Below are 22389 nucleotides of genomic sequence, written 5' to 3' on the forward strand. Positions count from 1 at the left end.
ACAATCTTCACCAGCTGAAGTAGCTGAATATCCTGTTGGGATAGTAGCTCCGTAGCAAACTGAAGTTGCAGCGCCAACTGTGTAACCATCACCATCAGCATCTACATAAAGCATTGCTGTTTGGTATACTGCTGGGTTAGTATCGTTACAATCTGTTCCAGCAGAAGTTGCAGAGTAACCAGCAGGAGCTGAAGTACCTGAACAAACTGAAGCAGTACCGTTGGTATAACCATCAGCATCAGCATCAACATAGTAAGTAGCAAGTTGATAGATAGATGCGTTAGTGTCATCACAATCAGTGTTGTTTGAAACATAACCAGATGGTTGTGTACAAGCCATTTGTGAAACAGCAGCATTACCGAATCCGTCAGTATCAGCATCAGCATAATAAACAGCATTGGCAAGTCCGGTACCTGATAAGGCAATCACCAATGGAGTGTTACCGTTAGGTGTTGTAGTATTAATGGTAATGTTCGCATTTCGAACACCGTCTTGAGCAGGTGTGAAGGTAACCTCAAAAGTAGCGGTAGAAGCTCCGTTGATAACAGTAGCTGCATTGCTGACAACAAATTCAGCGTTGTCAGAAGTGATGGTTACGTCTGAAGCTGAAGCCCCGGCATTGTTCAAAGTATATTGAACAGTGGTTGCAGAAGCATTCACACACACAGTTCCGTGCTCTGTTGCACCACTAGTCAATGATAAAGTTGGCCCAGCCGGAACCAATTCACCTGAAGGTAATATAATAGGAGTACCCGCAAAACCGGCAAAAGTAATTTTGGCTAATTGAGCCGATGTGAGTCCGCCCACACCTACTTGAATTTTAGGACCGTTGGTGTTTGATTGACCTGCAGTTCCGTTCCAACCTGATACGGTAAGTGCTGAACCAGACCAATTTACAGCACTGCTGTTGGCAAAAGTCAAAGAGTGATTGGTGTTGCCCAAAACAATGGTTCCGGTAGAAGCTAAATTCAAAGTGCCCACAGTTTCAGAGAATCCGCCTGTATTGATCGTTCCTCCGTTGAAAATCAAGGCGCCAGAGTTGGCCAAAACACCACTGTTGCCCAATTGTAGTACACCGTCGGTTAAAGTAGTACCTCCGGTATAAGAGTTTAATACCGATGAAAGAGTAAGAGTGCTGCTTCCTGATTTTTGAAGCGCCACTTTGCTTGTTCCGTCTGTAATGGCCAAACCAAAATTGCTGGCCACAGTTCCGTCTATAGTTAAAGTAGCATCGGTAGCTGTTGCATTGTTCAAAATAGAACCGCCTCCTACACCGCTGTTGAGTGAAGCAAAGGTTTGGTTGAAACCGTTCAAGTCAAGGGTTCCACCGTTGCTGGTTGAATAACCCATGGTAACTTGTGTTGTGGTTGGGAAGGCATTGTTGATGCCCAGTTTGATTCTTCCGCTGGTAGCAGCGTTGAATAAGGTAGCACCCGTATAAGTGTTGGCTGCATTCAAAGTAATGGTTCCGGCGCCTCCTGAAGCTCCGGCAGCAAACATCAAATCAGCTGAACCGCTGATGACGCTATTAACGGTCAAATCAAATCCGCTGGTAGCGCCCAATCCGGTTTTGATGGCCGAGTTGTTGACGATGTTGGCATTGCTGCTTAAACTGGTTCCTACTGCAGTAGCTACAATAGGTGCAATTGAAGCTGTTCCGGTACCGCCGGCTGAAGTAATGGTCACCGGCACTGAAAGAACTGCATTGGTTCTTGATAAATTGATTCTTTGTGCTACAGCGGTAATACTTTGTGCTGAAGTCAATGTAATACCAGCACCAGTTCCGCCTGATACATTTCCGATACTGATGGTTCCGCTGGCAGGAATTGTTGTGTTGACATTTGGAGCCAAAGTCAAGTTAACATTATCTGCTAAGAGGGTATTCACGGCTGGTAAAACAATTGTTCCGCTTCCGGTAGCCAATGTATATCCGTTGGTATCTATATTCAAATTAGGTGCTGTAACCGCAAAAGTTGTTCCGGCGGCAATGCTAATGGTTCCCGCATTTCCGGCAATAGTTGCATTCAAAGGAGTCGTGTTGGTTACCCATGGCACCAATGAACCGGTTGTGTTTGGTGTTCTCCAATTGCTGGTGGCCGAGTTATCCCAAGTACCGGTTCCTCCAGTGGCTGAGCTAGCAGCACCATCAGCATCCCAGTAATATCTAGCCTCAACCGGAGTTGCTGAAGTAACCACACCGTTGGTCCAGTTGGTTCCTTTGCGTACAAAAACTTTAAAGTTATAAGTGGTTCCGTTGGTCAATGAAGTAATGGTAGCATTACTCAAAGAACCTTTGTATACGATGACACCGCCGTCAAAGGTGCTGTTGGTTGCATCGGTAAAGCTTGATGAGTTCACCGTATATGCACTACCGTCACCTGTTGGGATTTCGCTGCTAAAAGCAGAAGTTGAAGCAACCACAAGCGCTTGATCATAACAATCTCCGTAGTTCCAACTCACAACCGATTGTCCGCTGCCGTTGGTGGCCGCTAGTGACGATACTTCATCAGGAGTTGTGCACGGAGCACCGAGAATTCCGGTTAAGTTGACATCATCTAAAATCCATGATTCGTTGGCTGAGTTACACTCAAGGGTAATACGGATTTTGAGGTTGGCTACCGATGGCAATGAAGTAACCGTAGCGGTTGTGATGGCCGAACTGCCCGAAGTAATGGTTCCGGTTCCGGTGGTGTTGAAATTGGTGTATAAATCGTTGGCAGCATATACTTTAGTTCCTGATCCCGTTGGCGCAAATGACCAACGAACGTTTGAACTGGTGGTGCTTACCACGGCTTGTTTGTACCAGGTGGTACCTCCGTCAGGACTCACTTCAATCAAAGCAAAGTCAATAGGGGTGCTTGCACCTAAAATGGTAGTTCCTGTAGCGTTGTCCATTCCGTTTCCGCTAGATCCCAATGACATTCCGGCAATTCTAAACGAAGCTTGAATATTGGTATACGATGAAGCATCAACCGTTGCAAAAGTAAAAACTCTACCGGTATTCAACGAGCCTGAGGCAGGTCCTTGCACACGGTAACCTCTGGCACCCGATGCGAACAAATTGGTTGTAGCAGGAGCATCATTGCTTGAGTTTCCGGATTGACCAGAGCTAAAACCGGTGTTGGTTCCCGGAGTTCCGATATCTGAAGTAGTGAAAGTCAAAGTTGGTGTAGCCGGAACTACTTCAAAATCTTGTGAAGCCAATACGCTAGGAGCAGTTGTAATATTGGCGGTTAATCCGGTAGGTTGCGGATTGATGATGTAGTTGGCTCCGTCTGCTCCGTCTAAGGTAGCTGTGGATGTAACGGCAATATTGTTTCCGACTTCAGCCGAGGCAAAAACTCCGGTTCCGATAAGTGTAACTACATCAGTTCCTAAAGTTCCAATGAGGGTTCCCGAAATTGTAGCTGCAGTAGTACCGTCATATTGTTTGCTGGCTGCTGCCGGTGAGAAAATAGTCAGAGAAAACGGCGTAACATCGGCCACAAGCCCGGCAGGTTGGGTCAAAGAGTAATTGCCTGCTTGCGCTCCGCTGAGTGTATAACCGGTTACGGTAATCGGTTTGTTGGTACCTACCGTTTTGCTGGCAAATGAAGCTGAAGGTGTACCTGATATCGCAACATCATCTGTTCCGATTACACCATTCAAAGTTGCAGTGCCGCTCAAAGTTGCAGCGGTGGTTCTGTCATAAACGCGTGAAACACCTGAAAGACCACTGATGGTTAGTGCCAATGGTGTAATGTTGCCACTCAAACCGCTAGGTTGTGTTAGGCTGTAGTTGGCAGCATCGGCACCATTTAAAGTAAGTTGTGTACCCACAGAAATTCCGTTGCCCACATTAACACTGTCAAATGTTCCGTTACCACTTACGTTTACGATATCCGGACTAATCACTCCTTGTAAAGTTGCTCCGTTGATGGTGGCTGAATTATTTCCGTCATAAACTTTATCAGAAACTGAAGCGCCAATTACAGTTAAAGTTAAAGGCGTAATATTAGCAGTAAGGGTAGGTTGAATTAAAGTATAGTTACCCGCTTGTGCACCGCTCAGTACAGAAGTTGAAATCACATTGATGTTGTTTCCAGCAGCAAAGGTTTCAAAAAATCCAGAACCAACAAAAGTCACATCGTCTGAACCAACCACGTCGTTGAGGGTTCCGGTTACTTGTGCAGCATCAGTTCGGTCGTATACCTTATCTGAAGCAGTAGCATTGACGGTAATTTCTTTTGGTGTAATATTCAATCCTTGAACCACAGGTATCGCTGAATCATATACTGAATCACCACTTTGACTGGCCGTGATGTTGACAAATCCGGCACTAATTATATGCACACGATAAGTATCAGGCGCAACACCCGGAACAATGGTAGCAACAGCGGTGTCTGATGAAGCATAAGTAACTGCTAAACCAGAATCTGAGGTTGCCGTTAAATCAAAATCGGTTGAGCCATAAACCACATCGCTCAAAGAATCAAAAGTAATGGTTTGCGGCAATAGGGGAGCTGAACCTATGTTGGCGGTTAAACCTATAGGTTGGGTTAGGGTATAGTTGGCGATATCAGCACCAATCAAAGTAGAAGTAGAAGTAACCGGAATATTTACACCTACACTTGCGCTGGCAAATTCTCCAGACAAAATTACGTCAACATCATCAGGAATAACAACCCCTGAAAGTGTACCGGTAATGATAGCTGTAGTGGTTCCGTCATACGTTTTGTTTTGTGCAACGGCTCCGACAATTGTCAAAGCTTTTGGTGTAATGTTGGCTGTTAAACCCGTAGGTTGAACCAATTCATAGTTGGTGCCTTGAGCACCCGCCAAGGTTGAAAATGAGGTAACGTTGATTCCGTCACCGGCCAAGAAAGTGTCAAAAGCGGCACTGGCATTTAAGCTCACGTCATCGGGCGAGATTACCCCGGTCAATGTGCCTGAAAGGATAGCATTGGTATTGCCATCGTATATTTTATTTTGCGCAACCGCACCTGAAATCGTTAAATTTTTTGGGGTGATGTTGGCCGTTAAACCAGTAGGTTGTGAAAAAGTATAGCTGGAAGCATTTGTCCCGTTTAAGGTCAAAGCAGCAGTGACTGATTTGTTGTTTCCAACATTAAAATTGTCAAAAGTTCCGCCGCCTTGAACGGTGATGATGTCTCCATTTACCGTTCCTGAAGCTGTAGCTCCGGTAATGGTGGCTGTGGTGGTTCTGTCATAAGTTTTATCTTGTGCCGTAGCTCCACTAATAGTCAGCGTTAAAGGAGTAACACTACTCGCTGCAGTGGCTACGTTCACTTGGGTGGCCGGAGCCGAGACACAGCTGATGTTTCCTGAGTAAGTTCCAACGGTAGTGGTAGCGGCCAATCGAACATATATAGTAGTAGCGCTTACAGTACCTGAACTTGGTACAATGGTTAAAGAACTGGCATAACCCGATGTTCCTGGTGCCGTCTGAGAAATTTCATAACCTGCCGGAGCAGTAATCACCAAATCATTGCTGTTGAGTTGTGTACCTGCAACCGTAAATGTTGTGGGCGTAGCCGAGGCGGTACCATAGGTAGTTGAAACTGCTGATAAAGGTGTTCCGGTTACTGTAATTTTTGGCCCTGATAAAGTAATGTTATAGGTTGGAAAAGTAGATGCGGATCCTGAAGTTCCGAACCATTTAGTGCTGTTGGCAATCAAAGCCAAGACATTGGCCGCTGTGTCTGAAATAGTCACGTTTGTGGCGGCTGTGTTACCGTTGGCAAAATAGCCGTTGGCATTGGTTGTTGTAGGTAAATTCAAGAAGTTGTTCCCAGTTAAAGCGGTGGGTTGGACCGTATTGGCAGCGGCTGAAGTAGCAGAAAGAGCAGTGCCGAAATTGCCGCCAAAAATCAAGGTAATTCCCGATTGAGACGCCCAATTGGCCGTAGGTCCTTGAAACAAGAACAACTGATCACCACTTCCGTTGAGTGCAAAGTTGGTAGGGTTGTTACTGCTCCAACCGGTTCCGGTAATAGATTGTCCGTTGGTCCAAGTAAGGACGGTTCCTGCTGTTTGAGCAGCGGGAGCTGTGTAGGTTAAAAAACCTTCTCCGGTTCTACCGGTGGCACCAGCTGTAAATCCGTTATCGGTAATATTAATAACGGTACCTGCGCTGATATCTTTGAGCAAGATAATAGCAATTTTGTCTGGATTAGCCGAGTTAAAACCTACAATGGCGGCATCACCTGCGGACAAGGTTGTCTGAGAGAAACCTTTTTGAATGTTGCCCACAAAAAGGGTCAACAACAAAAAAAGAAAAGCCCAACCGGATGATGAAAATCCGGATGCTTTAGCAAATCGATTTTGAAAGGATGTTCTCTGGCTTGGGTTAGAAAAAACCAAAGAACCGATACCTTTCAAAGGGTGTAAAGTTGATTTCATTTTTAAGTTAATTATTAATTGTTTTGGAAATAAATTTATTGGGTTACTAAGAGAATGTTATCAAGTAAAAGTTATCAATGCATTAATAAAACCGAACTGATTTAGCCCCTGTTTTTGAATGTTTTTTAGGGCAGATAATCAATGATTTAAGATATTATTGCATCCATTTTTTGAAGTGTATTTTGTTGTTTTCATCGGTAATTTCAATCAGTAAAAGCCCGTTCATGTCTGGCTTTGTGAGGGTATATTTAGAAGTGGTTATACCCCTCTGATCAAATACAATTCTACCGGCCACATCGTAAATTTTTATTTGTTTGATGCGTTGGTTTCCGAGCTCTATTTTTATCTGATTTTGCTCTTGGAATACCCAAATAGAATCTGTTGAAGGCTCTTGCTTAACAATTCCTAAACTTGGTTGGGTGTAGTGAATCACAAATCGGTCGTCAAAACTTCCGGCTAGCGATGAAAATGGGTAACTTGAATCCTTTAAATTGTGTAAAATTCCCAAAGATTTATCTTCTAAGTAGACTCCTTGGTTTTCAAATAGCCCATCCCATTGCGCCAGTGAAATCTGATAAGTTCCGGCTGTTGAAATCCTGCAGCCCAAAACAACGGTATCTTGCAAATCAAAAGGCAAAGATTTTCCTTGGATGCTGAGTTTGTAAGTGTCTGTTTTAGAATAAAAACTCAAAGAATTCCCCGCTTCGAGCAGCAAACCATCATAGGCAGGTTCATATTGATTGGTTGCGTTTTGCACATAGCCAATTAACAGTTGTTGGTAGTTGTTTTGACTGTCGGTTAAGTTAAGCCAAATGCGGTGCTTTTCTGAATTCAAACTTTGATTTCGGTAAAAACGATCGTTGTTTGAAGCCACGCGCATGCTGTTGTTGAACTGCGCCGCACCACTGGCAATAGCCTTAATCATAAAAGCTTGTCCGGCGGCTATATATCCGTTTGGAGCCAGGTTGTTGGCACCCGGCACTCCGGTCCCTGTTCCGGTGCTTCCGGTAAAATTATAAGCGGCATAGTCACTAAAAACATAGTTGCTATTGGTAATGGGGGTATTGTGTGTCCAGAAATAAAGGGTAGTTCCGCTTCCAAAAACACTCGGATTGGCCAAGATAAAATCATCGGCTTTAAGGGCGCTAGGATATGGATTACCCAGACAGTTTAAATCATGAGTCGGGTCAGTATAAGTTACATTGATGCTGTAGTTTCCGTTGTTGGGTTTGCCGTAAAAAGAGCCGTGAAAAACAGCCGTTGATACTGGGTCAAAATTCTGCGGAGCTCTGATGATGTAGCCTTTAGCAATATCCATTGGGGTTAATGCAGGAGCGGTCACATTTTCCCAATTGTAGATAGCGGGATTAAACCAATAGTATTTATCAGACATGGTTAAAGGTGAAAATACAGCCATGATTTGGGCATCAACCGGAGATGACCAATAAGTGTAATCATATTTTCGCACCGGAGTTGTATCTCTTTTGTAGGTAATGTTTCCGGTGTTGGCAACATTGTTGACTTGTACTAATGAAGCGTTGTTTTCAAAAGTGAGTGTTCCTCCGGTCACTTTGAGTTCGTTGGTAATATTCAGGGTGTGGGTTGAATTAAAAGCCACATTTCCGGAACGAACCACTACAGAGCAAGCACTCATATCAGCTGTTGAACTATAGTCGGCATCAAAAATGACACGCTTAGAACTGCTGGGTGCACCAGAACTCCAGCTCCCGTTCCATATCGTTTCATCCATCAAAATTTGGATAGGTGCGGTGTAGGCCAGCAAACAACTTCCGTTTTGAACCGCCGCACGCACGTAAATGGTTTGTGTTACCGTACCTAAATTCAATGGGCTTAAGGTTGTTGTGGTCAAATTAATATCAGCAATATTGGTTGTAAAGGCGGCATCATCGGCGGTTTGCCATTTAACCACCGAACCTGTATTTCCTGAGAGTGTTAAAGCCGAACTAATCAATCCGTCAGCACACAAAGTTTGTGGGCTTGAAATGGTTCCGGCTACAGTGGGGGCCAATACATAAAACGGACCCGCCCATGCAGTACTGTTGACACCTCCGCAAGCATTGGTGGCTCGCACAGCAAAGTATCTTGGCCCATAAGCCGAAGCAGATGGAGGGGTGTATGAAGCGGTATTGCTCAAAGGAATTGCGCTAGCACCCACAAAGCTTGCTGACGAATTGTAATACCATTGGTAAGTGGTGGCTCCGGTAGCTGTAATGGTTATGGGTGAAAAGGCAGTTCCTTGACAAACGGTTTGTGAACCACTGGGTTGGGTAGTAATGACCGGAACCGTATTTCGGGTAAAGGTGACGGTATTACTCACCGTTGAACAACCATTAAAAGTATAGGTATAAATTAAATCAGGGATGGTTGCTCCTGTATATGCCGTAGGTGAAGCAATGGGCGTAGACGGACTAGAAGCTCTAGAGAAAAAACCGGTTCCTCCGGTCGGATTACCCGCTGATGAGATAAGCGTGTTTAAATTAAACGAAACAGCAGCACAAGCCGAACCGCTCGTAAGTGCTATGGTTGGTTTTACTTTGACTGTGACCGTGGCTGTTCCGGTATTGTTGCTGCCCGGTTGCCCGTTGGCATTGGTTACCGATACAATGGTGTAGCTTTTGGTGGTCGTCGGATTGACTGATATGGGGCTTCCGCTGGTATAATTGTTAACGGTAAAATTTGTAGTTCCATCAGTGTATATTAAGGTAAATGGTCCGGTACCTCCGGTGATGTTCACCGCCAAATTGGTTGATGAACCGTTGCAAATCGTTGCTGTTCCGGTTATGGCCGATGCAGTTGGCCCTGGATTCAAAGTGCCCGAAAAAGAGACATTGTCAAAACGCCAAGTTCCCAACGGATTGGCCACCAAAGTCGGGATGGACGTTTGCCGGAATTCAGTAGTAAACTGGTAATAAGCAGCCAGAATTCGCACACCAAAATTAGCATTGTTGTTGGCACCGCTGATGCCGGAAAAATCCACGCGGATTCTTCGGTATTGATCACCTATAGTATTGGTTTCAAAGCAACCGTTGCCATTAATCGAGCCGTTGCAAAAAGTTGTATTGGCCACTGACATAACAAAAGGCGTCCAAGTACTTCCGTCTAAAGTATATTGTAAACGAATGGTATTGGCCGAAGTGTTGGACCAACGTTGATCCCAGGTAAAAAAGATATTTTGATATCCAAACGTACTGGTGTTGAACTGAACTCCGTTGCTTTCGTTGCTGGTTCCCGGATCAAACGGATTCAACGCCCAAGCATTCACTCCGTTTTGTGCTCCACAACCAGCACCGGTAGTAGCATCCATTCCGGTGGCGGAACCCGGAGTGATTAATTCGGTTGTAAAATTAGGATTGATAACCGCTGAAGTTCCGGCTCCAATGTTAGCTGTCGGATTGGCCACCGCACCTTGTAAAGGATCAAAAGTCCACGAGGATATAACAGTTTGGGCATTGCTTTTAAAAATGCTCAAAGCGCAACACAAAATCAGTAAAAACCATGTGTTTGCATTGAATAATTTTGTTTTCATGTGCTTGTTTTTTAGGTTGTTGCAATTTGCTGTAAGCCTTTTGTTATTTGTTTACAAAATTATCTTTGAACAAGCCAATGCCCTTTTTGTAAAGGTTAAGGTTCAATGAAATTAATCTTTAGTTGCAAGACCTTCAGTGAGTTGCGGAAACAATAATTTAACACAGCTTTTTTTGTCTGTAAAATCAATAAAAAGAGGTGATTTGGTGTTCTAGATGCTTTAAAACAGGTTAAAAAAAAGTATATAAATCGTAAAGAATCTTTCGGTTCTATTTCACAATCTGATAACATCGGGTTAACCCCTGCGCACTATGTGATTTCTAGCTTTGTGGGCAAATCATTGCATTATGAAAAAACTGCTTTATTTAATTTGTTTTTCAAGCCTTTTTGGCTGTACAACGGATCGTGACATCGCCATTGCTGAGCAAAAGTTAGATCCGGCAAGTGAATTGATTTACTTTTGGAATTTTAATTCAATATCCGGAACCGTTACAGAGGTTTTGCCCGATTATCAAGCGACCAAAGCCTTGGCTAAAATTTCATATCCAGGAAGTGGCGCTGGGTACATGGATGTTTTTAGCCCCGGCTATGATGTTAACTTGCGAAAATCTGAAGAAGCCGGAAGCGGTCTCAGAGCCAGAAACCCCAGCAACACCCGCAGTCTGATTTTAGAGTTGCCCACAACAGGCTTCAAAAAAGTGGTTTTGAGTTATGCTACTGCCAAAACTTCATCGGGTGCGGCCAGTCAGATTTTTTCATATACAGTAAATGGTTCAGATTATATCACCGATGGTTTAACCGTGCGCAGTTTTAATCCGGTTGATGATCCAAGCAGCAGTTTGTTGCAATTAGATTTTAGTTCTATTCCTGCGGTAAATAACAATGCGAACTTCAAAGTTAAAATCAATTTTGAAGGGCCAACTGCCTCAGGAGCCTCCGGAAACAACCGATTTGACAACGTGGCAGTTGATGCCGTACCGTTTTAATACCAAACCAATGAATTCAAAAATTCAATCAGCTATTTATTTTTTGCTGTCAGCAATGGTAGGGGCCAGCGCACAATCAATGAAGTTAAAATCAAAGCAGTCTGTTCAGGTAGATATTCCTGAGCCATCTGATATTTATTTTGCACCCGACAGCCGTACATTTTTTTGGGTCAGCGATCAAGGAACTTTATTCGAAACAGATTCACAAGGCAAAATCATTCGTCAAAAAGCAGTTCCCAATTCAGATTTAGAAGCATTGTTTGTGCGGGATTCTTCCGTTTTTGTAATGGATGAAACCCATCGATTGATACACGAGTTCGGTCGAAATCATCTGGATTTAATCAGATCTGTAAACGTTCCGTATGCCGGTGGACGAAACAAAGGTTTTGAAGCCATGTGTTACAACAGCGATTTAAAAAAATATCTTTTGATTACAGAACGCGATCCAGTGGTACTTTTTGAGTTGGATGAGCAATTTCACATCTTGAATCAAATCAATTTGAGTCGGTTGGCCCGAGATATTTCTTCGGTGCTGTATCACAATGGTTTTTTATGGTTGCTCAGCGATGAAGACAGAACGCTTTTTAAACTTGACCCCAAAGATTATAGAATCCTTCAAAGTTGGATTTTACCGATCGTTAATCCGGAAGGTTTTTGCTTTGATGAAAATCAACAATTACGGGTGATTTCAGACGATATGCAGCGAATGTATTACTTCAATCAATTGGATCAAAAATAAAATGAGGCCAAACTACTTTTTAATTTTAATGGCTGCTTATTCACCATTTTCTTGGGCGCAGCTCACCCTGAGCAACGGCAACCATATGCTTGAAATCACCGGAAACGTATCTACTTATTTCAATCAAAGAACTTTAAAGTCTGACCAAAGAGATCATTCTAAAGACCGATTCAAACTGCGCGATGCCCAAATTGAGTTAGAAGGTCGTGTGGGCGGAGATTTTGAATATGAGCTCAAATTTGATTTAGCCGACATGGCCGACAACAACGGAACCACGCAGATTGACCCCGAAAATCCGGGGCTCATGGAAGCTAGTGTAACCTATAAAGGCTTGGGCTGGTTTGATATTCAAACAGGTTATGGCAAACTTTATTACTCTAGAAGTGCTTTGGTTCCTTTTGGCTACAGTCCGTATTGGCAAAGAGCTGAACTCACAAGAGGTTCTGTTTTTTCAACACGCGATGTAGGAGTAACACTGATGAAAAATTTCTGGCGTCAACGGGCCAATATTTATTTAGGCGCCTATACTGGTTTAGGCGAATGGTCGCTCAACGGAGACAACGATGCCAGTGGACAACTGGAATATGTGGGCAGAGTTGATGTTTCGTATCCGGCGCGCTATCGCTACCGCGAAATTGACGATCATCTTTCGCCTACGCCCATGTTTTCATTGGGATTAAATGCCCGATACACCAATAAATCACAACCTGACGGCGAAACACTTCCGGCAGAGGCATTGGGCGAATACGGAATTAAAGTCATTGACGGAAAACGAACCGCCTACGGATTAGATGCTTCTTTTCAGTACATGGGATTTTCAGCGCAATTTGAGCTGCATCAACTCAAGTTTGAACCCAGAAAAGAGAACGATCCCCTATTTTTAAATTTCAATCCAAGTCAAACCCGAGGTTATGTTTTGGCCGGCGGCTACATAGCGCAACTGAATTATTTTGTCAAAAAATGGCATACAATTGTCTCTGCGCGATATGAAGAATTAGACCTCAATGATTTAGCGCCCGGCAACAGTCAGCGTTTTTCATCAGCTTTGGCTTATCAAATACACGGATACAATGCCATGGTTAAGTTTCAATACTTCAATATTATTCATGAAGAAAGCATCGACCCGCTCAAATGGACCGAACAATTCAGGCTGGGGATGCAATTTCAATTCAAATAAAAGTGGGTTAATAAATTGAGTTTTTTACTAAGGGGAAAGTCTGAAGATTTTGTTTTCAGTTTTCCCCTTTAAAAAATCTTTTCATATTTAGGATTTCACAGAACATCAATTGCAAGAAACAGAGAATTAGCTTTTTAAAAACATGTGTTTGAAAAAATAAAGGTATCTTTAGGTGAAAGTTTGATTCTATAAAACCTAATGAGCCGTATTCGCTTTTTCATGCTTTTTTTACTCCTAGGCTGTACCAAAGAAGCCGTCAAAAGTAAATCATCTATTTCTTTTGGACCTGAACTTCCGGTCACAATCAGCGGCTTGACTACAGCTGCCATGGAGCCGTTTATTTCGCCCGATGGCAACACTTTGTTTTTTAACAACCTCAATGATGGGATCAATACACAATTGTTTTATGCCACGCGGGTGGATGAGCAGCATTTTGTGTTCGTGGGAGCGCTTTCGGGGGCCAATCAACCGGCTTCGCCTAGGCTAGATGCCGTGGCCGACCTAGATGGTCAGGGTAATTTTTACTGGACATCAACTCGTGATTATCCTGCTGAATTAGACAATCTTTTTCGCGGAGATTTTTCGGCGGGCGTTTTATCTAACCTCGAGCGCGTACACGGTAATTTTAATAAAAACACTCCGGGTTGGCTTGTGATGGATCATGGCATAAGCGCTGATGGGCAATTTTTATACTTCAACAATGCGCGTTTTGACGATGCCCACTGTATAGGGCCGTGTGAAACTGAAATTGGCTTGGCACAAAAAGTCAATGCAACTACTTTTAATCGGGTGGCCAATTCAGAGGTTTTGTTGGCGCAAGTGAATCAGACGCAATACATCAATTATGCGCCTTGCATCAGTGCTGATCAACGCGAACTGTATTTTACGAGATATTTAAAAGGCAGTTTGCCCTCGGTGCCGTTGTTTGAAGTTTGTGTGGCACTCAGAGGCAGCACCCAAGAGGCTTTTGCAGCGCCGAAGGTATTGTTTTCAGACGCGCAATTTATTGAAGCTCCGTCGCTTACTGCTGATGGGCAAGTAATGTATTACCACAAAAAAGTGGGTGATGTTTACCGGATTATGATGCGTAAGCGCCAATAAGGTATATTTTTTTGGTCGCATTTTTCTGTCGGTAGGATTCTATGTCTTATGTTTGCACTCAATTGGCAAAAATGCATCAAACGTATTTTTGCGGATCATTACAAATTGCTATAATACTAACAAACAAAAAATGAAAAAGAAATTACTCTTGCTCATGAGCCTGATCAGCTTGATGAGTTTTGCCCAGAATTATGATTACACGGTGTACAATCCTGCAAATTCGGGTATTGCCTCGTACAACATCAACGATATTAAATTAGATGGCAACGCCAATTTGTGGATAGCTACCTCTGATGCTTTAATCCTATTTAACGGAACTGCTTTTACCAACTACACCACTGATAATGCAGGGGTCGAATTGGGTGCTTTGCAAAAAATAGCCATTGACGGACTCAACCGCAAGTGGGTAACAACGGTACAGAACGGTTTGATTATGTACAACGGAACCACTTGGTTACATTATCGTATGGACAACTCCGGGCTTCCAACCAACGTGATTAATGATGTTGCAGTAGATGCGTCGAACAACGTTTGGCTTGCTACCTATTCGGGCTTGGTGAAATACAACGGCAGCACCTGGACGGTATACAATGCTGGGAATTCTCCTATTACCGGAAGCTCAGTAAATTCTGTTGCCACCATTGGTAACAACGTATACCTGACCAACGAAGGGATTTTGCGCAAATTGAGCGGAACCACTTTTTCGATTGTGGGCGACCAGGCGCAAAAAATCCGCAGGGTTATAGGTAACGATATGTATGTAGAATCTTATGGCGGTTACCTCAAATACACCAATGATCAGGTAGTGGCTGCCGCCGATTTCCAAACCACGTGTATGCTTGATTGCCAGTTTGGCGGAATAGATGTAGACCAGAACGGTAAAGTCTGGGTTGGCTACTCGCGCGAATGTAGAACCGGCGGTGTGCAGAATCTTACCGATTGCCAAGCCTATTTCCCGGCGGCTCCGGGAGCAAGTTTTGAATACACGAGCTGTCTCGAGGTCATTAACTCAAACACCATCTGGGTCGGGACCTACGAAATGGGACTGGTGAAAATGACCTTGACCTCAGAACCTTGTAGTGCGCCCACCAATTTAGCGGTAGGAACCACTACTGCTACCACGGCTTCTTTCAGTTGGACGGCTTCATCGCCAGCACCCAATGGTTATACGATAATGATCAACAATTTACCGGTACTTGGCGGAACGCCTTATTATACCAACGGAACGTCGATCACCATCGATGGCTTGTCTCCAAACTCTGATTACTACTGGTGGCTTGCTGCCGATTGCGGCAATGCGCAAAGCCAATGGGTTAGCGGAGGATTTTTCAATACACCGGTTCCACCGCCGTGTTTTACGAAAATGTCTAATAGTGACAACCACACACTGGCCATCAAAGCCGACGGATCGCTTTGGGGCTGGGGAGAAAACGGATATTATCAAATTGGTGTTGGTGATACCGTTGATAAAAAATTCCCGACCCGTATCGGGAACGATACAGACTGGGTAGCTGTTGCAGCCTCAGGCTTTCATAGCCTTGCGATAAAAGCCGACGGTTCTTTATGGGCTTGGGGACTTAACTCGAATGGCGAATTGGGAGACAACACCACGATCGACAGATCTACTCCGACGCGCGTGGGGACAGCCAATAACTGGGCTAAAATTTCAGCAGCCCAAGGTACTTCTATGGCCATCAAAACCGATGGAACTTTATGGGTATGGGGTGGAACCCTTTTAGGTTTTGGCGATTTCAGCAACCGATATGTACCTACACAGCTGGGTACGGCAACTTACAAAGAAGTGTCAACTGCGGGTCAGCATACGCTTGCCATCAGGACCAATAATACCTTGTGGGCTTGGGGATGGAACAATACCGGATCAGTTGGTAACGGTTCGAACACCACTGTAATCTATACACCTGTGCAAATCGGAACGGCTTCATGGAAGTTGGTAGAAGCTAATCAAGGCGTGAGTCATGCCATCAAAACCGACGGTACACTTTGGGTTTGGGGTGTCAATACCGACGGACGTTTGGGGCTGGGCACCACCACCAACGTACTTGTTCCAACACAGCTAGGGTCATCTAACATCTGGTCTAAAATGGAAATTGGGCTCGGATTCACCACTGCAATCCGAACCGATGGTTCACTTTGGGCTTGGGGCTATAATACGCAAGGACAATTGGGCACAGGAGACAGTAACTTCCGTCCAACACCGGTTCGCCTGGGGTTTGCCAATGACTGGGCGCATGCCGGCGGCGGAGACCGTTATGCCATTTATCTTAAAACAAACGGTGACGCATACACAGCAGGCTGGAGTCCGCAAGGACAAATGGGTCTGGGCCCGAATGTAATCCACAACACGATGGTACAAATAGCTTGTCCGACAAGTTCGTTGTCAAATTCTGATTTTCTAAACACGGCTGATGAAATCACCGCTTATCCGAATCCGGTAACCGATGTGTTGAACATTGATTTTGAACTTGTAGTTGATACGGTGGCCATTTATAACTTGATGGGACAAGAAGTAATGACGGCTATGCCCAATGCTCAAGATTTTAAATTAAATCTGAGCTCTTTATCCTCTGGTGCATATATGGTAAAATGTGTTTTTGGCGAACAAATCAAAACCTTCAAAATCATCAAGCAATAAACATGGATTAAAAACATCCGTTTAAATAGTTCTGAACATAAAAAATCCTCAAGAATCAAAGCTTGAGGATTTTTTATTTAGGCTATTTCAAGCGACCGAAGATGTAGCGATAAGCCCGAGTTCTGACAGCATGCACATTGATGGATATGTTGCAGTAAGCCGCACAGTTCAGGCTCATTTTTTGTTTTTTCTCGCGCTTCAGCATAGAGTTTATCCAGCGGGCTGTAGGGTTTGCGTCGTTCGTAATGCGCCACATGCAAATACACCAAAGTGGTCTCGATTCTGGCATGACCGAGCAAATCTTTAATGCTTACGATGTCAAGCCCGTCTTCGAGCAAATGCGTGGCAAAAGTATGCCGCAGCGTATGGGCCGTTACCGATTTTTTGATTTTGGCCTTGCGCGCCGCTTGGAGAATTACCCATGAAGCACCTTTTTGCGAATAAATTTGTCCTTTGTTTTTTACCAAACTTCGCCCTCCGTTGAATAAATAAGTTTCAGGTTTGTATTGTTTGAGATATTGTTCAATCCAACCCAATAGCACCTGACTCACCGGAACATAACGATCCTTCTTGCCTTTGCCTTGACGAACGTGCAACATTTTTCGGTCAAAATCAATATCGCTGAGTTGTACCATGCGCGCTTCAGCCGAGCGCAATCCGCAGCCATACAGCAAACCAATGAGCACTTTGTGTTTGAGGTTTCCGGCAGAAGCAATCAGTCGTTTGGTTTCGTTTCTGCTCAAAACAATCGGTAATTTTTTCTCGGCTTTGATCATCGGCAGTTGATGACTTCGATGCGCCATATCTTCCATTTTGTAGGCAAACCGAAGCCCGTAAATGGTATGCTTAAAATAAGACAGCGAAGCGTTTGGAGCGTTCTGACACAGATGAAATAAATATTTTTCAATGGCTGTATGCTCGGCCAAAGTGGGCACACAATCTAAATAAATAGCAGCATGAGCCAAGTGTCGGCCGTAGTTTTCAAAAGTGCTTTTGCTGCGGCCCATGATGGTGGTTTTGACGTGTAATCGGTGGTGGAAATCCGCAAAGCCTGCTACATTTTCACAGGCAATTTCAATGATGTTTTTTTTGCATGATGTTATTTTATGAAGCCCGAAAGTAGTCAATGTCGCGATAGTCTTCAAAAAAAAGAGCCGGCTTTCACCGACTCTTCAACCCAATTTATTTCCAACCACCGCCCAGGTTTCGGTACATACGCACCGTAGCACTGAGCTGTTCTTTCTTGGTTTCGTTGAGCTCCAACTTGGCTTCAAGCGCATCGCGTTGGGTCATCAGAACCTCTAAGTAATCGGCTCGGGCCGCTTTGAACAAATCGGCAGAAATGTCTATAGAACGATTGAGCGCGTCTACTTGTTGTGATTTGAGTGTATAACTTTTTTGTAGGTTTTCGATTTTTGACAACTGCGTTGCTACTTCGATATAACCATTCAAAATGGCGCGCTCGTAATTGTACAGGGCTTGAATTTGTCGTGCATTGGCGTTTTTGTATTCGGCTTTAATGGCGTTTCGGTTGATCAGCGGAGCAGCTAAATCACCAGCCAAACTATACAACAATGATTCGGGCATGGTAAACAAATACGACGGTTTAAACGCCTGAAAGCCCAGCGATGCCGAAATACCCAACGACGGGTAAAATTCGGCACGCGCGGCTTTGACATCTAACTTGGCGGCGGCTAACTCAAATTCTGCCTGTTTGATGTCGGGTCTATTAGCGAGTAATTGTGATGGAATTCCGGCTTGTGTATTGAGAAGCGGCTCATCAAAGAAATTGCTTTGCGCTCTAGCAATCGGTTGCGGCATACGACCGAGCAAGAAGTTGATGCGGTTTTCGGTCTCAACAATTTGCTGGCGGATGTCAAACTCCATGCTTTCAGATTTGCGCACTTCGGCTTCAAATTTCTGAACGGCCAGTTCGTTGGCGCGCGCGGCTTGTTTTTGAATCTTGACAATCTCGAGTCCGTTTTGTTGTAAACCAATACTTTGTTTGACAATCGCCAATTGATTATCCAGCGACAAAAGCTCATAATACGATTCGGCAATCTCTGCAATGAGGTTGGTCATGACAAAGTTTTTGCCTTCGGTGGTGGCCAAATATCTATTGACTGCGGCTTTTTTGCTGTTGCGCAGTTTTTTCCAGATATCGACTTCCCAGTTGGCATAAGCGGCAATCGTATAATCGTGTAATGGGTCAGGAACTTCATGCCCCGGTGTGATTTCGGTAGAGGCATCACCGGCGCCTTGGCTGGTATAACGGCCTACTTTTTCAACACCTGTTCCGGCTTTGACACCCACGCTCGGCAACAAAGCGCCTTTGCGGATGCGAATGTCATTGCGCGCCATCTCGACCTCTTGCAAGGTAATTTGCAGTTCTTGGTTGTTTTTGAGCGCGGTGTCAATGAGGTCAACCAGATGTTGATCTTTAAAAAAGTTTTTCCATTGCACGGTGGCCGAATTCACGGTGTCTTGAGCTGACATAGCCGTATAATTTTCGGGTAGTTTTCCCTTTTGCTCCGGAGTGACCAGCGCCGGTGTTTTACATCCGACGGCCAATAAAACTACAGCCAATACAGTCGGACGAATGATGGATTTTATTTTAGTATACATGATCGTTTAAGTCTTCGGTTAACGGATTTTCGTCTTCATCTTTAATAAACTGGCGCTTGGCAGCCATGGTTCCGAATATGAAATACAAGCCCGGAATAATAATGACCCCGCAAATGGTTCCGACAAGCATACCTCCGGCAGCTGCGGTTCCGATGGTTCGGTTGCCCAGTGCGCCCGGCCCTGTTGCAAATACCAGTGGAATAAGCCCAGCAATGAACGCAAACGAAGTCATCAAAATTGGACGGAAACGCACCTTGGCACCGTCTAAAGCCGATTCGAGTACCGACAAACCGGTGCTGTGTCGTTGCGCGGCAAACTCAACAATCAATACGGCATTTTTACCGAGCAATCCGATGAGCATCACCATGGCTACTTGTGCGTAGATGTTGTTTTCGAGTCCCATCAAACTCAAGAGCAAAAAGGCTCCGAAGATTCCGGCCGGCAATGATAAGATAACAGCCAGCGGCAAGATGAAACTTTCGTATTGCGCCGAAAGGATCAAATACACAAAGCCCAAACAAATCAAGAAAATGTAAATGGCCTGATTGCCTTGGTTGACCTCGTCTTTTGAAATTCCCGCCCAGTCAATGCCATAGCCACGCGGCAAGGTTTTTTCGGCCACTTCGTTGATGGCTTTGATGGCTTCACCACTACTGTAGCCAGGAGCTGCCGAACCACTGATTTCAGAGGCGTTGTACATGTTGTGGCGCGTGATTTCAGAAAGTCCGTATACTTTTTCCATGCGCATAAAGGCCGAAAACGGCACCATCTCGTCGCGGTTGTTTTTGACGTAGAGTTTTAAAATATCATCGGGCAAAGCGCGGTATTCAGGTGCGGCTTCAACGATGACTTTATACTGACGACCAAATTTGATAAAACTGATTTCGTAGTTACTACCCACCAAAGTTGAGAGCGTGTTCATGGCGTTTTCAATGCTCACGCCTTTTTGCTGGGCGATGTCGTTGTCAACACGCAACATAAATTGCGGGAAACTCGCGCTGTAGAAACTAAACACCGAAGTGAGCTCAGGACGTTTTTTGAGCGCGGCTACAAAATCGTTGTTGATTTGCTCCATTTTTTTGTAGTCGTTGGTTCCGGCTTTATCGAGCATGCGCAACTCAAATCCACCCGCGGCACCATAACCCGGAACGGCAGGTGGTTGGAAGAACTCAATGGTTGCACCCGTGATGTTTTTTGATTTTTCTTCGAGCTCTTGCATGATTTCTTGCACCGAATGTTTGCGCTCTTTCCAGTCTTTGAGGTTGATGAGACAAGTTCCTGAGTTGGAACCGGTTCCTTCAGTGAGGATTTCATAACCCGCCAACGACGATACTGATTGCACGCCATCAACCGTTTCGGAGATTTTTTGCAAACGCTCAGAAATTTCATTCGTACGTTCCAGCGATGAGCCCGGCGGCGTTTGAATAATGGCGTAGAACATTCCTTGGTCTTCATTCGGAATAAAGCCCGATGGTACCTGAGAATTGATTAAATAGGTTCCGATACAAAAAGCAATGAGCAAGCCGAAAGTCAAACTGCGGCGGTTGACCATTTTACCTAGAAGGACTATGTATCGATGGGTGATTTTATTGAATCGGCTGTTGAAGGCATCAATAAAACGATCTACGGGTGTTTTCTTTTTGGGTTTTCCGTGGTGGTTTTTTAGGATGATGGCACAGAGCGCCGGAGTGAGCGTCAACGCTACAATCCCCGAAAGGATAATCGACGTAGCCATGGTAATGGAGAATTGTCGGTAGAAAATCCCCACCGGTCCGGACATAAATGCCACCGGAATAAATACCGCTGCCATCAAAAACGTAATGGCTACAATGGCTCCGGCAATTTCAACCATGGCTTTTTTGGTGGCCTTCCGCGCAGATAGGTGTTCGGTTTCCATCTTGGCATGCACGGCTTCAATCACCACAATCGCATCATCAACCACAATACCAATGGCCAATACCAAGGCAAAAAGCGTGATGAGGTTGAGCGTGATGCCAAAGATTTGCATGAACATAAAAGTTCCGATGAGCGATACCGGCACCGCAATGGTCGGAATGAGTGTTGAACGCCAATCGCCCAAGAAAATAAACACCACCAATCCTACCAAAATAAAGGCTTCAACAAGCGTGTGTAATACTTTTTCAATGGAGGCATCGAGGAATTTTGATACGTCGTAACTGATTTCATAATCCATGCCTTTCGGGAATGAATTTGATTTGATTTCGGCCAATTTAGCTTTGACATTTTCAATGACCTGACTGGCATTACTTCCGTAGGATTGTTTGAGGACAAGTGCTGCTGAAGGTCGACCGTTGAGGTTGGAGTAAATATCATACATCGAGCTGCCGAATTCAATTTTGGCCACGTCTTTCAGGCGCAAGATTTCACCGTCTGCCGATGAGCGCAAAATGACGTTTTCATATTGTTCTTTGGTGGTAAAACGACCTGAATATTTCAGTACGTATTCAAACGATTGGGAGCGTTTACCCGAGCTTTCGCCGGTTTTCCCCGGTGAGGCTTCTAAGCTTTGCGCACTCAGGGCTTCCATGACTTCATCTGCCGAGATTTTATACGCCAGCATACGGTCGGGTTTGAGCCAGATACGCATGGCATATTCACGGTTTCCAAGGATGTCAGCATAACCTACACCGTCAACCCTTTTGAGCTCAGGCAATAAGTTGATGTCGGCAAAGTTGAACAAGAATTTCTGATCGGTGTGCGGATCTTTACTGTACAAGTTGACGTACATGAGCATGTTGGATTCTTCACGTGAGATTTTGACGCCTTCGCGGATAACCAGCGGCGGAAGTTTATTGGTGACCGAAGCCACGCGGTTTTGCACGTTGAGCGAGGCTACGTTCGGGTCGGTTCCGAGGTTGAAGATCACTTGAATGGTTCCTTCGCCGTCGTTACCGGCATCGGATGCCATATATTTCATGCCCGGCACACCGTTGATGGCGCGCTCGAGTGGAATAATGGCCGATTTGATGAGAAGTTCATTGTTGGCTCCGGGATATTCCACAGTTACATTTACCTTGGGTGGAGAAATGGTTGGGAACTGCGTTACCGGTAACTGAACCAAGGCCAAAACACCCAAAAATACAATGATGAGTGAGATAACAATAGACAGTACGGGTCTTTGTATGAATTTATTAAACAT

10 protein-coding genes are annotated in these 22389 nt (G+C 44.6%); 5 read left to right on the plus strand and 5 right to left on the minus strand.

The genetic code is table 11. The annotated features are described in order from the left end of the window. Window positions 1-6402: beta strand repeat-containing protein (locus tag KIH23_RS07315; protein WP_213212558.1), on the minus strand; the 6402-nt coding region annotated here is incomplete at its 3' end. A gap of 154 nt (window positions 6403-6556) precedes the next feature. Beyond that, complete coding sequence (locus tag KIH23_RS07320) at window positions 6557-9949, minus strand: hypothetical protein (RefSeq protein WP_213212560.1); 3393 nt, start codon at window positions 9947-9949, stop codon at window positions 6557-6559. A gap of 346 nt (window positions 9950-10295) precedes the next feature. Here KIH23_RS07320 and KIH23_RS07325 point away from each other — a divergent pair, with 346 nt between their 5' ends. The 5 genes from KIH23_RS07325 to KIH23_RS07345 all read left to right on the plus strand — a co-directional run bounded on the left by KIH23_RS07325 (window position 10296) and on the right by KIH23_RS07345 (window position 16604). Beyond that, a complete protein-coding gene (locus KIH23_RS07325) occupies window positions 10296-10934 on the plus strand; it encodes a hypothetical protein (protein ID WP_213212562.1) in 639 nt (212 codons plus the stop codon). Window positions 10935-10944: 10 nt separating this feature from the next. Continuing rightward, window positions 10945-11673 (plus strand): SdiA-regulated domain-containing protein, encoded by a 729-nt coding sequence (locus KIH23_RS07330; RefSeq protein ID WP_213212563.1) that lies wholly within the window; start codon window positions 10945-10947, stop codon window positions 11671-11673. 1 nt (window position 11674) lies between these two features. Continuing rightward, window positions 11675-12850: a porin gene (locus tag KIH23_RS07335; RefSeq protein ID WP_213212564.1), complete on the plus strand. Its 1176-nt coding sequence runs from the start codon at window positions 11675-11677 to the stop codon at window positions 12848-12850. 219 nt (window positions 12851-13069) lie between these two features. Next, a complete protein-coding gene (locus KIH23_RS07340; protein WP_213212567.1) occupies window positions 13070-13951 on the plus strand; it encodes a PD40 domain-containing protein in 882 nt (293 codons plus the stop codon). Window positions 13952-14081: 130 nt separating this feature from the next. After that, window positions 14082-16604, plus strand: coding sequence for a T9SS type A sorting domain-containing protein (locus KIH23_RS07345; protein ID WP_213212568.1), 2523 nt, complete (start codon window positions 14082-14084; stop codon window positions 16602-16604). A gap of 77 nt (window positions 16605-16681) precedes the next feature. Here the strand turns inward: KIH23_RS07345 and KIH23_RS07350 are convergent, their stop codons facing one another. The 3 genes from KIH23_RS07350 to KIH23_RS07360 are packed head-to-tail and all read right to left on the minus strand — an operon-like array spanning window position 16682 to window position 22389. Further along, complete coding sequence (locus KIH23_RS07350) at window positions 16682-17749, minus strand: tyrosine-type recombinase/integrase (protein ID WP_249684840.1); 1068 nt, start codon at window positions 17747-17749, stop codon at window positions 16682-16684. Window positions 17750-17786: 37 nt separating this feature from the next. After that, on the minus strand, window positions 17787-19229 hold the full coding sequence (locus tag KIH23_RS07355; RefSeq protein WP_213212570.1) for a TolC family protein: 1443 nt from the start codon (window positions 19227-19229) through the stop codon (window positions 17787-17789). Then, window positions 19219-22389 (minus strand): efflux RND transporter permease subunit, encoded by a 3171-nt coding sequence (locus tag KIH23_RS07360; RefSeq protein ID WP_213212572.1) that lies wholly within the window; start codon window positions 22387-22389, stop codon window positions 19219-19221. Before KIH23_RS07360 ends, KIH23_RS07355 begins: the two co-directional genes overlap by 11 nt.

It is taken from the genome of Flavobacterium sp. CYK-55, assembly GCF_018413465.1.
Taxonomy (GTDB): Bacteria; Bacteroidota; Bacteroidia; order Flavobacteriales; family Flavobacteriaceae; genus Flavobacterium.